The organism is Alcaligenes faecalis, assembly GCF_009497775.1.
Taxonomy (GTDB): Bacteria; Pseudomonadota; Gammaproteobacteria; order Burkholderiales; family Burkholderiaceae_B; genus Alcaligenes; species Alcaligenes faecalis_D.
Map to the genome: position 1 here is coordinate 121,284 of NZ_CP031012.1, position 14,972 is coordinate 136,255.

15 protein-coding genes are annotated in these 14,972 nt (G+C 58.1%); 5 read left to right on the plus strand and 10 right to left on the minus strand.

What is annotated here, in order from left to right; all coding sequences use genetic code 11:
• Window positions 1-14 precede the first annotated feature (14 nt).
• The 3 genes from DUD43_RS00545 (at window position 15) to DUD43_RS00555 (ending at window position 3,678) form a co-directional block, all read left to right on the plus strand.
• Window positions 15-1,442 carry an LLM class flavin-dependent oxidoreductase gene (locus DUD43_RS00545; protein WP_153228697.1) on the plus strand — a complete coding sequence of 476 codons (1,428 nt, stop codon included), beginning with the start codon at window positions 15-17 and terminating at the stop codon, window positions 1,440-1,442.
• 73 nt (window positions 1,443-1,515) lie between these two features.
• On the plus strand, window positions 1,516-2,361 hold the full coding sequence (locus tag DUD43_RS00550) for a MetQ/NlpA family ABC transporter substrate-binding protein (protein ID WP_153228698.1): 846 nt from the start codon (window positions 1,516-1,518) through the stop codon (window positions 2,359-2,361).
• 12 nt (window positions 2,362-2,373) lie between these two features.
• Window positions 2,374-3,678: an acyl-CoA dehydrogenase family protein gene (locus tag DUD43_RS00555; protein ID WP_153228699.1), complete on the plus strand. Its 1,305-nt coding sequence runs from the start codon at window positions 2,374-2,376 to the stop codon at window positions 3,676-3,678.
• A 276-nt stretch (window positions 3,679-3,954) separates the two neighbouring features.
• Here the strand turns inward: DUD43_RS00555 and DUD43_RS00560 are convergent, their stop codons facing one another.
• From DUD43_RS00560 to msuE, 3 genes are read right to left on the minus strand one after another with little or no spacing between them, the layout of a single operon-like run.
• Window positions 3,955-4,812, minus strand: coding sequence for an amidohydrolase family protein (locus DUD43_RS00560; protein WP_153228700.1), 858 nt, complete (start codon window positions 4,810-4,812; stop codon window positions 3,955-3,957).
• Window positions 4,809-5,969, minus strand: a complete 1,161-nt coding sequence (ssuD, locus tag DUD43_RS00565) for an FMNH2-dependent alkanesulfonate monooxygenase (RefSeq protein ID WP_153228701.1) — start codon at window positions 5,967-5,969, stop codon at window positions 4,809-4,811. Before ssuD ends, DUD43_RS00560 begins: the two co-directional genes overlap by 4 nt.
• On the minus strand, window positions 5,966-6,553 hold the full coding sequence (gene msuE / locus DUD43_RS00570; protein WP_153228702.1) for an FMN reductase: 588 nt from the start codon (window positions 6,551-6,553) through the stop codon (window positions 5,966-5,968). Before msuE ends, ssuD begins: the two co-directional genes overlap by 4 nt.
• A 444-nt stretch (window positions 6,554-6,997) precedes the next feature.
• Here msuE and DUD43_RS00575 point away from each other — a divergent pair, with 444 nt between their 5' ends.
• Complete coding sequence (locus DUD43_RS00575; RefSeq protein WP_026483888.1) at window positions 6,998-7,510, plus strand: 2,4'-dihydroxyacetophenone dioxygenase family protein; 513 nt, start codon at window positions 6,998-7,000, stop codon at window positions 7,508-7,510.
• Here the strand turns inward: DUD43_RS00575 and DUD43_RS00580 are convergent.
• From DUD43_RS00580 to DUD43_RS00590, 3 genes are all read right to left on the minus strand, one after another.
• Window positions 7,507-8,514: an AraC family transcriptional regulator gene (locus DUD43_RS00580; RefSeq protein WP_153228703.1), complete on the minus strand. Its 1,008-nt coding sequence runs from the start codon at window positions 8,512-8,514 to the stop codon at window positions 7,507-7,509. The two genes, DUD43_RS00575 and DUD43_RS00580, sit on opposite strands and share 4 nt — an antisense overlap.
• Before the next feature lie 225 nt (window positions 8,515-8,739).
• Window positions 8,740-9,225 (minus strand): PaaI family thioesterase, encoded by a 486-nt coding sequence (locus DUD43_RS00585; protein ID WP_153228704.1) that lies wholly within the window; start codon window positions 9,223-9,225, stop codon window positions 8,740-8,742.
• 176 nt (window positions 9,226-9,401) lie between these two features.
• Window positions 9,402-10,148, minus strand: coding sequence for a sulfite exporter TauE/SafE family protein (locus DUD43_RS00590; protein WP_153228705.1), 747 nt, complete (start codon window positions 10,146-10,148; stop codon window positions 9,402-9,404).
• An 89-nt stretch (window positions 10,149-10,237) separates the two neighbouring features.
• Here DUD43_RS00590 and DUD43_RS00595 point away from each other — a divergent pair, with 89 nt between their 5' ends.
• The gene (locus tag DUD43_RS00595; protein WP_153228706.1) at window positions 10,238-11,131 is read left to right on the plus strand and encodes a LysR family transcriptional regulator; all 894 of its coding nucleotides are present in this window, start codon (window positions 10,238-10,240) and stop codon (window positions 11,129-11,131) included.
• Window positions 11,132-11,378: 247 nt separating this feature from the next.
• Here the strand turns inward: DUD43_RS00595 and modD are convergent, their stop codons facing one another.
• The 4 genes from modD to DUD43_RS00615 all read right to left on the minus strand — a co-directional run bounded on the left by modD (window position 11,379) and on the right by DUD43_RS00615 (window position 14,915).
• Complete coding sequence (gene modD / locus DUD43_RS00600; protein WP_153228707.1) at window positions 11,379-12,281, minus strand: ModD protein; 903 nt, start codon at window positions 12,279-12,281, stop codon at window positions 11,379-11,381.
• On the minus strand, window positions 12,278-12,943 hold the full coding sequence (modB, locus tag DUD43_RS00605; protein WP_194273422.1) for a molybdate ABC transporter permease subunit: 666 nt from the start codon (window positions 12,941-12,943) through the stop codon (window positions 12,278-12,280). Before modB ends, modD begins: the two co-directional genes overlap by 4 nt.
• Window positions 12,943-13,653: a molybdate ABC transporter substrate-binding protein gene (gene modA / locus DUD43_RS00610; protein ID WP_153228708.1), complete on the minus strand. Its 711-nt coding sequence runs from the start codon at window positions 13,651-13,653 to the stop codon at window positions 12,943-12,945. The genes modB and modA overlap by 1 nt, the downstream gene beginning before the upstream one ends.
• A 341-nt stretch (window positions 13,654-13,994) precedes the next feature.
• On the minus strand, window positions 13,995-14,915 hold the full coding sequence (locus DUD43_RS00615) for a polysaccharide deacetylase family protein (RefSeq protein WP_153228709.1): 921 nt from the start codon (window positions 14,913-14,915) through the stop codon (window positions 13,995-13,997).
• Window positions 14,916-14,972: the final 57 nt, after the last annotated feature.

The following is a 14,972-nucleotide window of genomic DNA, read 5'->3' on the forward strand; positions in this document are numbered from 1 at the left end:
AAGGAGAATGCCCCATGACGCAGCCCAAGAAACACATCCATATCAACGCCTTCAATATGAATTGCGTCGGCCATATCCACCATGGTTTGTGGACGCATCCGCGGGATCAATCCACGCAGTACCACACCCTGAAGTACTGGACGGATCTGGCCAGAACTCTGGAAAAAGGCTTGTTCGACGGCATTTTTCTGGCGGATGTAGTCGGCTATTACGACGTCTACCAGCAAGGTGTGGACTTGACGCTGCGCGAGGGCATTCAACTGCCTGTGAACAATCCCTGGCTGCTGGTGTCGGCCATGGCGGCGGTCACGCAGCATATTGGCTTTGGCCTGACGGCGTCGGTGGCGGCGCATCATCCCTACACCTTCGCACGTGATGTCAGCACGCTGGATCAGCTAAGCAATGGCCGCATAGGCTGGAACATCGTGACCGGCTATGTGGATAGCGGAGCGCGGGGCTTGGGGCAGGATGGTCTGGATGCGCACGACAGCCGCTATGACCGGGCCGAGGACTTTTTGCAATTGGCCTACAAGCTGTGGGAAGGCAGCTGGGAAGATGGCGCGCTGATTGCCGACAAGCAGCGTCGCATCCATGCGCTGCCCGAGAAAGTGCATACCGTGCATCACGAAGGGCCGTTTTATCGCAGCAATGCGATTCATATGAGCGCGCCCTCGCCCCAGCGCACACCTCTGCTGTTCCAGGCTGGCACCTCGGCACGTGGGCTGCAGTTTGCCGGGCAACATGCCGAAGGCGTTTTTATCGGTGCGCGGGACCCGGAAGCGGCCAGGGACTCGTCCCGCAAGCTGCGTCAGGCAGCGATCAATGCGGGGCGGCAAGCGCAGGATCTGAAAATTTATGCGGGCGTGGCGGTCGTCACGGGTGCTACGGAAGCCGAGGCTAAAGAAAAATACGCCGACTATCTGGCCCATGCCAGCTCCGAAGGCGGCCTGGCGCACTTTGCGGCCAGCACGGGCGTGGATTTTGCCCAGTATGACCTGGACGAACCCATCAGCTTTGGTCCCAGCAATGCGATTCAATCCGCAGCGGCAGCGGCCCAGAAACAAGGCTGGACGACGCGCCGCAAGCTGCTGGAGCAATTCACGCTGGGTAGCCGCTACAAAACCATTGTGGGCGACCCACAGCAAGTGGCGGATGCACTAACTACCTGGATTGATGAAGGCGAGATCGACGGCTTCAACCTGACCCGCATCGTTGTGCCCGAAACCTGGGAGGACTTCGCCAGCTATATCGTGCCCGAGTTGCAAAACCGGGGCCGCTATCGCACGGCTTACGAAGGTGGAACCCTGCGCCAGCAACTGTTTGGGCAAGGTGATCGGGTATCTGCCACTCACCCTGCTGCGCAGTGGCGGCATTTGAATTCCGGCTCGACCTCGGAAGCGGGATCGGATGAGTCGGCCGCCTCCGCCTTGCAGGCAAGCTGATTCGGGCGGGAAAGAGCCTGTATCCGCTGCCTTGAACCCCCTTATTTACGAGCACTTTTATAAGGTTTGGACCATGTTGTTTGCCCGTTTTTCTATTCGTGCTGTGTTTGCCTTGGCAGCCTTGGGCCTTGCGGGCCAAGTGTCTGCTGCTGCGTTGAAAATTGGTGTCACCCCCGGCTCTTTGGCCGACTCTGTCGCCGTGGCGGCCAAGGAGGCCAGGCAAATTGGGTTGGAGGTAGAAGTCATCGAGTTCACCGACTGGACCACACCCAATACGGCCCTGGCATCGGGGGACCTGGATCTGAATTACTTCCAGCATCAGGCTTTTTTGGACAATGCTGTCAAAGAAGGTGGCTATGCCATTGAAAGTGTGGCTTACGGTTTGCTGCCCAATATTGGCTTGTATTCCAAGCAGTACCAGTCCTTGGATGCACTGCCCGAAGGCGCTTCTGTTGGGGTGGCCAATGACCCGGTGAATCAGGCGCGTGGTTTGCTGCTCTTGCAGACGGCGGGCCTGATCCAGCTGAAGGACGGTGTGGCGGCACGTGCCTCGATTCACGATGTGACGGCCAATCCCAGAAAGCTGCGCATTGTGGAAGTCGAAGGGCCGCAATTGGTGCGCGCAGCCGATGACCTGCCCCTGGTCCAAGGCTACCCGGCCCACTTTGTTAACGCCGGGCAGGCTGAACTGGCCAGCAAGGCTTTGCAGTATTCCACGGTGGATGACCTGTATTACGCGATTCGCTTTGTGGCTAGAAGCAGCCATAGAGATGATCCGCGCATACGCCAGTTTGTGGATCTTTATCAGAACTCTCCTGCCGTAGCCGCGCAGATCGACGCGTCTTTTGCGGGGGACAAGAAGCTGTATTCCTTGCCGTGGAAAACGGCGGGCCATGCCTCCATTACGCAGGCTCCTTGAGGGCTGAACATCATGATTACTGACACTGCCGTTTTTGCCCCTGATGCTGCGCCAGCGACAGCTTTTGCAAGAAAGGCGGAGGCTGCGCCTGCAAGTGTGCGGCCTTCTGATCTGGCTGCCTTGCGTGCCCGTTTCAGCGCCCTCTTTCAGCGCATTGCCGATACCGCTGCAGAGCGCGAGCACACCCGCACCTTGGCCTACGCACCCATTCTTTGGCTGAAAGACAGCGGCTTTACGGCTCTGCGTGTGCCGCCTCAATGGGGTGGCAGCGGTGTCTCCATTCCGGTGTTCTTTGAGCTGTTTCAGGAGCTGGCCGCGGCAGATTCAAATGTCGCCCAAATTCTGCGACCTCATTTTGGCTTCATCGACCGATTGTTGATTGATCGGGATGAGGCCACGCAAGCACAGTGGCTGCCGTTGGCAGGCCAAGGAGCGATCTTTGGCAATGCCACAACCGAGACTGGCTTGGGCGCTGTCGGACAACTGCAAACCACGCTGGAGCCTGATGCCGAGCAGGCCGGGCAATGGCGCTTGAATGGCCGCAAGTTCTACAGCACTGGCACTTTGTACGCGGATTGGGTCACCGTGGTGGCCCGCAGTACCCGGACGGGGCAGGAAGATGAAACGGTACATGCCGTGGTTGCCACCGACCAGGAGGGTGTGGAGCGTCTGGATGACTGGCATGGCTTTGGACAAAGGCTGACGGGCTCTGGCACAACGGTACTGACAGATGTGCTCGTGCCCGAGAGCGCCATCATCCGTTTTCCACGTCAGGAACCCACGCCTTTGGTGGCCTACTTTCAACTGGTGCATTTGGCGACCCTGGCAGGTATTGCCCAAGCCTTGCAGCGTGATGCTGTGGCCTATGTACAGGACCGCAAACGCGTCTTTAGCCATGGCAGTGCGGCGCTGCCCAAGGACGACCCTTTGGTGCAGCATATTGTGGGAGAGCTGGCCAGCACGGCTTATATCGCCCAACTGGCGGTACGTGATGTGGCGGCTCATTTGCAAAACATTGCGGATCAGCGGCAGGCGGGTGTGGAGATTTCCCGCGAAACCTTGGATGCTCTGGAACTGCGAACGGCACAGGCGCAAGTGGCGGTGGTGGAGCCAGTCTTGCGGGCAGCCACGCGCTTGTTCGATGTAGGTGGCTCTACGGCCTTGGAGGAGTCCCGTCGTCTGGATAGACATTGGCGTAATGCGCGAGCTTTGGCTTCGCATAATCCGGTGATCTACAAGGCTCGTTCGGTGGGGGATATTTTGCTGAACGAGGCCGAGCCTGTGTACTACTGGCATGTGGGGACCAAGGAGAGTTGAGGCTATGCGGCCAGTGACAGGGCCGCCTCTTGGAAACACAAAGGGCACGAATCATTCGTGCCCTTTTGCTTGGTACGCTCGGAGATCTGAGGATTGACGAGAAGCAAGCAGACTGTGGCGCTATCGCTAGTGCCCCCTTGGGGTGTTTTGGGGCGGGGATGTCGATAGGCTCCAAGGAGCACCATCAAAGAGGGGCGATTGTCTCGCCCTTTTGGTGTGCATTTTGTTCTACACCTGACGCTTGTATGTAATGAGTCAGAGGCCACCGGCCTCACCTTACCTGGGCAGCTGAAACAGCCTGGCCGCATTGCCATAAAACAGCTTGTCCAGAATTGCATCCTTGAAACCCAACTGCTGGAAGTCCTCAATACTCTGGCGAATCGGGCGGAAGGTGTAGGACGAACCAAACAGCAATTGCTCGGACAGAAAGCTGTTGGCTGCCTGCACATAGCCCTCATTACCTGGCTGGAAAATGTACATATCTGGCACCAGATGCACGTTCTCGTGCAGAAAGGCCAGGCCTATGGCCTGCTGCACATTGGGCCAATAGCCGTGATAGACCACCAAAGGCAGATCCGGGAAGGCTTTGGCCACTTTGGCCAGCCCGGCCGGGTCGTTATAGCGTGGGTCCGGTGTGGTGGGGCCGCTCATCAAAAAGACGGGCACTTTCAGGTGCCGGGCCAGCTCGTAAACCGGCCAGTAAATCGGGTCATCGGGGTGACGTGCTGGAACACCAAAACCCGGCTCGATATCAATGCCGGACAAGCCCAGTTCCTTGATGGCGCGTTCCGCCTCGGCCAGGGCTTCCTGCTCGCCTTGCAGGGTCGGGTCTATACCGGCAATGCCCAGCAATTCTTCGTGTCCATGCACGATCTGGTGAATGGTGTCGTTGGGCAAGTGTTGCGATGGCGTGTGGCGGCCTACGACTACCGCTTTGCTCAGCCCAGCCTGACGCACTTCTTCCAGAAAGCCCTCCTGGCTCAGCGACTTTTCAAAGTGGGTATCGCTGCCACGAGTGCCTACGCGGCGGTTCAGCCAACGAGCAGTGGCGTGTTCTGGCGAGCCGGGTTCAGCCCCGAAAAACTTGTGCAGGAAGGCAGGTCGGCAACGCAGATCGATTATTTTTTGGCTCATGATGCAGAAGAAAGTTGCTGGTTTTGAACACCGCGCGCGTCAAAGGCGCCGCCGGTCTGGGCGCGATCACTGACGGTGACGGCGCGTTTGCCCAGAAGTGGAAACACCAGCTCGGCAAAGCGTATGGACTCTTCCAGATGCGGATAGCCCGAGAGCACAAAGGAGTCCGCGCCCAGATCTATGTATTCCTGCAAGCGCTGGGCCACGGTCTGGGCATCGCCTACCAGGGCGGTGCCTGCTCCGCCCCGTACCAGCCCCACGCCTGCCCACAGATTGGGCGAGACTTCCAGCTGATCGCGACGGCCACCATGCAAGGCGGCCATGCGTTTCTGGCCTACCGAGTCCATGCTGGCGTAATTGGCCTGTGCCTTGGCAATGTCCTCGTCCGTTAATTTGCTGATCAGGCGATCCGCCTCGGCCCAGGCTTCTTCATTGGTTTCGCGCACAATCACGTGCAGGCGCACGCCCAGCCTTAATTTGCGACCACGGGCGGCGGCACGGCGGCGGATGTCCTCAAACTTCTTGCCCACCGCAGCCGGTGGCTCGCCCCAGGTCAGGTAGGCATCGACATGCTCGGCAGCCAGCTCGTGTGCGGCGTCCGAAGAGCCGCCAAAGTACAAGGGTGGATAGGGTTTTTGCACAGGCGGAAAGAAGTTGCGGCCGTTCTTTACCTGGAAGTGCTTGCCCTGAAAATTCACAGTTTCGCCAGAGAGCAATTGACGCCAGATCGTCAGATATTCATTGGCGTATTCGTAGCGGGAATCGTGGTCCAGAAACACGCCTTCGGCTGCCAGTTCAGTGGCATCGCCGCCGGGCACCACATTCAGCAGCAAACGGCCATGCAGGGCCTGGTCCAAGGACGCTGCCTGACGTGCGCTGGAGACGGGTGCGCCCAAAGAGGTGCGCAGTGCCACCAGTAGCTTGATGCGCTGGGTAACAGGAACCAGGCTGGCCGCCACCACCCAAGGGTCCAGGCAAGAGGCTCCGGTAGGAATCAGCAAGCCGTCATAACCCAGGTTCTCGCTGGTGACGGCAATGCTGCGCAGATACTCGTTGGTGGGGGCACGGCCAAAGTCGGATTTGCCCAGATAACGGGTGTCGCCCGAAGTGGGCAGGAACCAGAAAATATCGGGCGTGGTGGAGGTAATTTGGCTCATGCTGCCTGAGCCTCCAGAACGGTATTTTGCAGCGGCAAACGCGCTTGAATGCTGTGCAGCACAGGTACGGCCAGATCAACGGTGCGTTGGATGTGCTGTTGCAGGGCGGCGCTGCTGACTTCGCCATCCTGAATCTCTTCAGGCGTGGCATAGACCCCGATGGGCAAGGTCAGAGACTGGAAGAAGCTGAAGAGGGGACGCAGCTGATGTTCGATGACCAGGGCATGGCGCTGACTGCCGCCAGTGGCGGCCAGCAGCACAGGCGTGCCGTTCAGGGCATTCATGTTGACCAGATCGAACAGGTGCTTGAGCAGGCCCGGAATGCCTGCGCGAAAGATGGGCGAGCCCACGATCAGAAAGTCGGCCTGCTCAATGGCCTGGATGGCCTGATGCGCGTGGGCGGGCAAGGCGTCGGTGGACAGGGCCGCGCCCAGTTCGGGCAGCAGGCTGACCAGCTCGATGTTTTGCACGTCCAGTGCCAGTTGATCGTTCAGTGTGTCGCGCAGCGCGTCCAGCAGCACTTGGGTGCGGGAGGGACGGTGCAGGCTTCCATTCACAATAACGGTTTTCAGAGGGCGGCTCATGGCAATTCCTTGCAGTGAAATCAGGACAAGGTGCCGCCAGAAAACGGGGGCACCTGTGCGAGTCAATGCCTTGTATTACATGCCTGATCGCCGCCGCCACGAAAGACAATTCGCTCATGTGTTTATGGCCGATAAGCGTCCTTACTCTTTTGATTTGCTTATGAAAATCAGTATTGTTGAATGTGAAAAAATGAGCTGCCAAATGGCATGAATATGAAGAGTGTCAGGAGTCAAGCGAAGAGTCTGCTGCCTATGTTTTTCGGGGGCAGAAAAGCTGATCGGAACAGGAGTGCCAGAACTGGATAATGCGCAGCTGTGTTGTGCCAGAGCTGGATAGTTCGGTGCCAAATGAATCCATAGAATGAAAACAAGCCAATCCGGGGGGATTGGCATCCGACTGTGTCATACACGCAGCGGTTTTTATTTCTATGAGAGAGACAAGTCATGACTCAAAACAGCACCCCACCCTACATCGAGATCGAAAAGCGCATCGACAAGGTACGCGACGAATACGCTCTGGTTGAAGGCCACTTCGATACGTCTGAAGAAACCTCCCCCTGGATTCCCTTCGGCCCCAATATCTGGCTGCGTCACTTGAGCTTTGATATTCGCAACAACACCTCGGTGCACATCATGCGTGCCGACAAGGGTGGTTCTTTGGGGCGTCACCGTCACCGCGCTGTGGTGACCGGCTACATCCTGTCGGGCAGCCTGCGTTACGAGGAATACGATTGGGTGGCTCGCGCCGGCCATTACATCCACGAAAGCCCCGGCCGCACGCACACGCTGGTGTCCGATGAAGGCATGGAAACCCTGTTCCACCTGGGCACGCCTATCGAGTTCCTGGACGAGAACGACAACATCCTGGAAATCATTGATGTGTTCTGGATGATCGACCACTACACCAGCTACTGTAAGAAGCACAATCTGCCCATCAACCAGTCCATGTTCATCTAAGACTGTTTGAGGCTTGTGTGCCGTGTCTGCCCCGTTTGATGGGGCAGCTCCTGGAAGCGTTGCTGATAGTAGGCAGAAAACCGCCCCAGATGCCCAAAGCCATGTGCCAGGGCCACTTCGGTGACGTTGGGGCGGGGTCGGCTTTGCAGCACCTGATGGGCGGCGTCCAGACGCAGATTGCGTACCCAGCTCATGGGGGACTGCTTGTAGTGACGACGGCACAGCAGATGCAGGAAGCGGGGACTCACACCCGCTGCCTGAGCCAGATCATCCAGTGAGATGTTGCTGTGTAAATGCGCCAGCACATAGTTCCTGGCCTGGAGCAGACGCATTTGCCCTGCCCGGGCTGCGGCTCCCATGGATTCATCCACCAGAGCCTGCACAGCCTGTTCGTCGGCGGGATGACACAGCAGGAATAAAGCCAGGCTGCTTTCAATATGCTGCGTCCAGCTGGCCGAACGGTCGCTGTGTTGCGCCGGGAGCAGAAGCAGGTGCTGGATGAGGTTGGCCCATTGCGGGCCCATACAGGGGTCCAGCTTGTAGACACAGCCTCGGGTCATGCCCTCTTGTGCCAGAGTCTGGTGGCCCACGCCATCAAACAGGCTGTAGGGGATTTTCACGATCAGCTGTTCGCAACCGGCCTGCCACAAGGTGCGCACATGATGGCGGGGGGATACTACTGCAATATCGCCGGGATAGGCTGTTAATTTGTGATGGCCATCGCTGATGAATTCGGCCGTGCCCTGCAAGGGCATTTGCACCAGACAGAAGTCTCCGAAAGCATCGGCCTGGATTTCCACTTCAGCACCGTAACCCAGCCGCATCAGGCTGATCTGGTCTATATCGCGGCGGTACAGGCTGGTGTTGATGCGCCCGCGACCCCAATGCAGGGCATGCCGGGAAATGGCCCGGCTAAGTGGCTGATGAGACAGCTCGGCGCTGTGGGAATGAAAGATTGGATGACGGTACAACACCGACAGATCCAAGCCATTTTCTGCCGACATTGGGAACCCCTTGTTCCAGAGCATAAGGATGCGCGTGACCAGTGCCTAGTGTAGAAGTTGCGCGGCTAGGCGGGCATGGGGGCTATCCCTGATCGGGGTTTGATGGTTTTAGAATATTCTTTATTTACAGATAGATAGACGGCATTCTGTTTTATTTAAGTTTAAAAGAAGCTGTCTGTTTTTTGGTGCTGTGGTTGAGGTCTGAAGAAGTCGGCAGCAGGAGTTTTATCGCCCCTGTGCCCGATCCCCTTTCAAGGTCATGACAGCGCTTTCCACCGTAGCAATCATCTTGCCGTCTTCGCGCTGGATCTCACAGCGGTAATGGCTGATGCTGCGTCCGCGATGCGTGGCCCAGGCCCGGGCTTGCAGCCGTTCTTGCCAGACCGGGCGTAGAAAGGTGGCTTTCAGATCAATGCTGGTAAAGCTTTCGCCTTCCTGCATCAAGGTGGAATGGGCCGTGCCGATGGCGGCATCGGCCAGTTCGCACAAAAGGCCGCCATGTACAGTGCCCTGCTGGTTGCCATGCAAGGCAGCATCAGCGTCCAGCTCCAGCGTGGCGCTGGCTTCAGCTATAGCCGTAATGCGAAAGTTCAGCAGCCGGGAGATTGCTGTGGGGTAACGCATATGCGTGTGCTCGCCATCGGTCAGCGTGCCATCCAGTTGGCGTTGCAGATACTCCAGTACAGGCAAATGGCGAGATGAGCTTGGCATGGTGGTTCCAGTTGGAATAGATGATTTGAGAGTCTTGGGAATACTTGCAGCGAGGGTATGGGCTGCTCGATGATCAAAGGTTCAGGCGTGATCTGGAAAGCCGTCTTGGTCAGCCCCAACTTGCTTGCTGACCCGATCCGACCCGGCAAGTAGCGACAATTACCTTGTGCTCTGCCTCAAACAAAGGGTCGGATGATTAGCTGCAAACCCAGCACAGCCAGAAACAGCAACAAGCATTGCTTGAAGCGACGCGGGCTGATGCGTACGCGGATCTTTTGTCCCAGCCACATACCCAGCAAAGAAGGAATAATCACCAAGGTCGACATGCCTAGCTGATTGAGCTTGAACACATCGTGCATGAACAGGCCACCCGCCAGCGCGATTGTAGAGATCGTGAAGGACAGCCCCAAGGCTTGCACCAGCTCGTCTTTATCCAGATTCAGGGCTTGCAGATAGGGCACGGCAGGCATTACAAAAACGCCGGTAATGCCGGTGACGATACCGGTCACCAGACCAATCAAGGGTGAAAGCCAGGGTTCGAAGCGGGGTGACACGGTCAGGGCGGGGGCGATAAGGGCATAGCCTGCGTAAACCAGCAGTGCAATGCCCAAGGCCATGCCCGATAGCTGTGGCGAGGTATTGGCCAGCAGCGATGAGCCCCAGAGCGTGCCCAGCACAATGGTCAGCATCATGGACCAGAGCCTGCGCAGCAAAGCCAGCATGGACGGCCCGGCAAAGCATTGCCAGACATTGGTGATGAAAGAAGGCAGCACCAGCAAGGCGGCGGCCGAGGCGGGTGACATCACCAGACCCAGCAAGCTCATGGCGGCCGTAGGCAGGCCCATGCCGGTAATGCCTTTGACCATGCCCGCTACCAGGAAGGTGGCGCCGATCAGAAGAAGGAAAGAGAGTGATTCGTTCATGCCTGTATTGAAGCGTGGCAGGCCGGTGTACACAATGTGGATTTAAGACGGTATCCTTCGGTTTATCCGAAGGGTTTTCAGGAGTGGTCATGCGACTGGGGCTGGCAGATCTTCACTTGTTCTTGAGCATTGTGGATGCAGGCAGCATTACACAGGGGGCGGCACGCGCGAATCTGGCTCTGGCCTCGGCCAGCGAGCGTTTGCGTCGTATCGAGGACGATGCGGGCGTTGCCCTGCTGGAGCGGCTGCCGCGTGGAGTCGTCACCACAGAAGCGGGTGAGGCGCTGGCCCACCATGCCCGTTTGATGCTGCGTCAGCATGATCTGCTGAAAGGGGAACTGCAGGATTTTGCTGTCGGAGCGCGGGGGACCTTGCACCTGTATACGAACACGGCGGCCTTAACCGAATTTCTGCCGTCCCGTCTGGCACCCTGGTTGGCGCAGCGGCCTAATCTGCATATCGAACTGAAAGAGCGCACCAGCGCAGATATCGCGCGTACAGTTGCTGCGGGTTTGGCCGAGGCCGGTGTGGTGTCGGATGCAGTACAGGCATCGGGGCTGGTGCTGGAGCCGGTCGCCAAGGATCATTTGGTGCTGATTATGGCTGCGGCTCATCCCTTGGTGGCGCACGGCAAATTGAGCTTGCAGGATGTTCTGCATGAGCCTTTCGTGGGCCTGATGCCGGGTAATGCCTTGCAGGATCATCTGGACGAACATGCCCGCGCTGCGGGCCATGTTTTGGCGCAGCGCATCCGTATGAAAACCTTTGAGGGGCTATGCCAGATGGTGGCCCACGGCGTGGGCCTGGGGATTGTGCCGCAAGGCGTAGCCAGCCGCTACAAGCGCCGTCACGGCTTTGTAGCGCGGCCTTTGAGTGACACTTGGGCCAAGCGCTCCCTGTGCCTGTGTTATCAGGACTGGGACGCCCTATCCAAACCCATGCAGCGCTTGTTGCAGCATTTGGGGTCGACGAAGGTCTGCTGAGTCCAAGCTTTTTGCGGGAGCTTATTCACTGGCTGCTTGCTTTTCAAGTAGCCAGTGGGCAGATGTTAGGCGTAGTCCTCGTGCTGGTTTCCGCATTTTCCGTCGGCTTCAGCGGCCCGTTTATTTTGTCGCTGGTGCTTTGTAATTCTGTTGGTTGATTACTTACTCTAATGCTGGAGCTTATCTTTCTGGCTTTCGCTAAGCGCCCGCGAGGACAACGCTGACAAAGAGTGGACTGTTGGTGTAGTTACTCCAGCCCCTCCAGCTTGTGAGCTACAAGCGGCTCCTGCGATTCCGCTGGCTCCGTCAGGCTGACCTTCACTCCAATATCAGCCGGTTTGGCGTAGTGCAGGCTGCTGGTCACCAAAGCATTCACGCCCGTTGCGGCGTAGGCGGCTGCGTTACCTGCATGAATCCCGCCTGCTGCCAGAATGGTGACGTTGGGATGGGCTTTGCGTAGCGCAGGCACGATTTGCGCCAGGGTCTCAGGCGGGACTTTGTCGAACTGCACCACGTCTGCGCCAGCCTGGGCCGCGCTGTAGGCTTCGTCCAGATCCGCCGCTTCAATCACGATTTTCTTTTCGCACAAAGCGTATTTGTGACGGGCAATTGCACGGCCTACCTCTTCCCAGCCACCCATCAGCGCGCGGTGCTGGGGGAAGATCAAGATGGTTTCACCCAGGCCCAGCCGATGTGGCATGGCTCCGCCCGATAGTGTGGCTTTCAAGGCCAGCTTGCGCACGCCAGGGGCATGTTTGCGGGTGGTCAGCACCGCCACCGAGGCATTCACCGTTTGCACGGCCTGCACGACTTGATGCGTTAGGGTGGCGATGCCGCAGGCAAACTCCAGCAGGTTCTGGCCAACCTTCCAGGCACGCAGCAAGGCTTTGGCGGGACCTTGGGCCAGCAAGATGGTCTGGCCGGGCATGGCCGCCACGCCGCTGGGGGTGTAGTGCTGGGTCTGGCCGCCGCAAGAGCGCACAATCTCGGCCACCTCTTCGGTGCCTGCCACGCGGATATGGTCACGCACGACGTAACGCAGCGTGGTGTGCTGGTTGTGCAGGCCCAGCATGTGACTGGTCAGATCCAGGTAGGATGCATCTTCGCCAATCCATTGGTCGATTTGGCTTTGTTCAAAAAAAACCGTCATTTTTGATTCCCGTAGCGCCGCAGCGCCCAAAAGCAGGCTAATGCCGTCAGCCCCAGCAACCAGGACAGCGCATTGGCACAGTTTGTGTCGCCATCCAGGACGGCGTTGTAGATAGATAAAGACAAGGTTTCAGTCCGGCCCGCGATATTGCCGCCCAACATCAGCGAGATTCCGACTTCGCCCAGCGCCCTGCCACCCGACAGAATCAGGCCCGTGGCCAAGGCGGGCCGCAGCAAGGGCAACTCCACCCGGAAGAAGTAGGACCAAGTGCCATGGCCCAGCGTGGCCGCTGCTTCACGCAGCCGTGGCGACAGGCTGTTCATGCTGTTTTGCACGGGTTTGACCATTAAAGGCAGCCCGGCGATAAAGGCGGCAATCAACAAGGCCGCAGGCTGAAAAACAATATTGGGTGACCAGCCGGTGGCACTGGCCAGCCAGCCCTGTCTCCCCAAGGCAAGCAGCAGTAAATAACCGATGACAATCGGTGGAAAAACCAGCGGCAGACTCACCAGCGAATCGAGTAATCCGTGGCCCGGAAAGCGTTTTCTGGCCAGTACCCAGGCCAGCGCTACCCCCAGAACCAATTGGGCCACCAGGGTGGCGGCCAGCACATATACACTCAGACCCAGCGAGCTGCTGGAGCAGCTCATCCAGGCAGACATCACAGGCCGTGGCGCTCAAGAATGGACTTGGCCTTGTCCGAGCCCAGGAACTGGGTCCAGGATTGCAAGGCAGGGTTTTCAGGGCGGTCCTTGAGCACGGCCAGGCTCAGATCAATCGGGTCGTGACATTGGGCTGGCATGGGCAGGATGGTGCCCAGCTTGTCCTTGTGGGCCAGCGCTTCGCTGCGGTTGATGAAACCGGCATCCACTTCGCCGTTCAGCAAGTAAGTCGATACTTGCGGCAGCATGGCGACTTCAATGGTGCGACCATCGGCCTGGATTTTTTCACGTTCCATGCAGGTGGTGGCGGCGCGGCCGTAAACCGTTTTCTTGGCATCGCCAATTGCAATGCGGGCGTAGCTGGGCTGCTGCAAATCCTGGATGGAATCAATGGTCTTGCCCTTGGGCACGGCCAGCATCAGCGCACCCTGGCTGATGTTCACGAACTGCTGGGCAATGCCCATGGGTTCCAGAAAAAAGCGGTCGCCAATGATGGCGGCAATCTCCGGATTTTGCTCGCTCTGGGCGCGGACCTGCTGCATATTGCCAAAGCTGCTCTCTACCGTCAGGCCTGTTTCGTTATTGAAGGCTTCCATCAATTCCGTGACGGGCTTGCGATAGCCAGCGCCGGTGGCAATCAGCAGGTCGGAAGCGTGGGCCGTGGTGGTGATCGCCAGCAGGCAAGCGGCGGAAAACAGCAAAGATTTCATGGGGTTTCCTGTCGGTCAAATTCGTTATGAGTTCGAGTTTATAACGAGAAGGGACGGACAGGGACTACCAGGGTGCTTTTAGGCCGTGGGTTTGAAAGTGCTAGCAGGCGCAGTGGTTCGACCGCAGGGTTGAGATGTGTGGATAGGACGGCAAGCCGCGATCAAGCAGGTGTGCTGGAGGGCATGAAAAGGAGGCATTGCCGCCGCGTGAACATGATGTTTTCATGGTCTGGCTTACGGCTTACGGCTTACGGCTTACGGCTTACGGCTTACGGCTTACGGCTTACGGCTTACGGCTTACAGCCACAGCTCATAGCTCCTAGTCCGTAGCCCACCAGAGTTCACGGCAACACTCCCGCCTCTTTCAGCAAAGGCTCTTCATAAACGGAGTCTTCAGCGGGATAGCGCAGGTTCGGCACGTTTTTGGCCTTGGCCAAGGCCCAGATGATGCTCTCCCCGGCAGGCAGCGTATTGGGGGCTTGTGCGTACAAGGGGTCCTGAAATGCTGCCTCTGTTGAGGTGATGGTCCAACCCTTGGCGGTGAATGCCGCGATTACATCCGGCAATGCAGCCGCATTGATCTGGTTGGTATGCAAGAGGATCACATGAACCGGACTGCGTCCCAGAACCGCTTGAGCCAACTGATCGTAGTAGTTGGCACGATCCATCAGGTGAAGGATGTACTGCTCCTTCACGCGTTCTGCTTTGGCGCTGTTGCCCGCTTGTACATGATCCGCAAAGACCCGGCTGTAGTACCAGTCGCTGGCATCAATGGATACGGGCGCGCTCTTGTAATCATGCTCCGCCATCCATTGACGCAAGCCGTCGCGCTTGGCGATGGTGTCCCCTTCTTTCAAATAAGGAAAGCGCAGCATGGGGGTGAAGGTGGACAGACTTTTGAATGCGGCATCGGCAACTTGCACGTCTGCAATGAAGTCCTCCAGGCTGAGCGCCGGGTCGGCCAGGCTTTTATGGCTGGCGGTATGGTTGCCGACCCTATGCCCCTCTCTTGACCAGGCCTGAACCAGACTCAGCCCCCCTGCCCCGCCCATGCGGGCTAGCGAGGGGAACAGAGTCGCCTTGATTTTGTGGTCCCGCAGACTGGTCAATATTTGCTCATTCCATTGATGAGCTTGTGGTTGCGTACTGGGGTTGAAGCCGTCATCAAAGCTGAGGGCCAGGGTTTGAGCGGAGGCCCACGTCGCGCACAGAGCCAGAACAGCCGTAGCCAGGAAATGAAGGGGAGAAAAACGGAAAGCCATGCGGAAACGGAGGGTGCAAAAAGAGTGACAGAAACAGTGACAGAAACAGGCAAGCTT

Excerpts from the sequence above, each read along its gene's own strand:
- DUD43_RS00545 (WP_153228697.1), top strand. The coding sequence starts at position 15 with ATGACGCAGCCCAAGAAACACATCCATATCAACGCCTTCAATATGAAT.
- DUD43_RS00550 (WP_153228698.1), top strand. The coding sequence starts at position 1,516 with ATGTTGTTTGCCCGTTTTTCTATTCGTGCTGTGTTTGCCTTGGCAGCC.
- DUD43_RS00555 (WP_153228699.1), top strand. The coding sequence starts at position 2,374 with ATGATTACTGACACTGCCGTTTTTGCCCCTGATGCTGCGCCAGCGACA.
- DUD43_RS00560 (WP_153228700.1), bottom strand. The coding sequence starts at position 4,812 with ATGAGCCAAAAAATAATCGATCTGCGTTGCCGACCTGCCTTCCTGCAC.
- ssuD (WP_153228701.1), bottom strand. The coding sequence starts at position 5,969 with ATGAGCCAAATTACCTCCACCACGCCCGATATTTTCTGGTTCCTGCCC.
- msuE (WP_153228702.1), bottom strand. The coding sequence starts at position 6,553 with ATGAGCCGCCCTCTGAAAACCGTTATTGTGAATGGAAGCCTGCACCGT.
- DUD43_RS00575 (WP_026483888.1), top strand. The coding sequence starts at position 6,998 with ATGACTCAAAACAGCACCCCACCCTACATCGAGATCGAAAAGCGCATC.
- DUD43_RS00580 (WP_153228703.1), bottom strand. The coding sequence starts at position 8,514 with ATGTCGGCAGAAAATGGCTTGGATCTGTCGGTGTTGTACCGTCATCCA.
- DUD43_RS00585 (WP_153228704.1), bottom strand. The coding sequence starts at position 9,225 with ATGCCAAGCTCATCTCGCCATTTGCCTGTACTGGAGTATCTGCAACGC.
- DUD43_RS00590 (WP_153228705.1), bottom strand. The coding sequence starts at position 10,148 with ATGAACGAATCACTCTCTTTCCTTCTTCTGATCGGCGCCACCTTCCTG.
- DUD43_RS00595 (WP_153228706.1), top strand. The coding sequence starts at position 10,238 with ATGCGACTGGGGCTGGCAGATCTTCACTTGTTCTTGAGCATTGTGGAT.
- modD (WP_153228707.1), bottom strand. The coding sequence starts at position 12,281 with ATGACGGTTTTTTTTGAACAAAGCCAAATCGACCAATGGATTGGCGAA.
- modB (WP_194273422.1), bottom strand. The coding sequence starts at position 12,943 with ATGTCTGCCTGGATGAGCTGCTCCAGCAGCTCGCTGGGTCTGAGTGTA.
- modA (WP_153228708.1), bottom strand. The coding sequence starts at position 13,653 with ATGAAATCTTTGCTGTTTTCCGCCGCTTGCCTGCTGGCGATCACCACC.
- DUD43_RS00615 (WP_153228709.1), bottom strand. The coding sequence starts at position 14,915 with ATGGCTTTCCGTTTTTCTCCCCTTCATTTCCTGGCTACGGCTGTTCTG.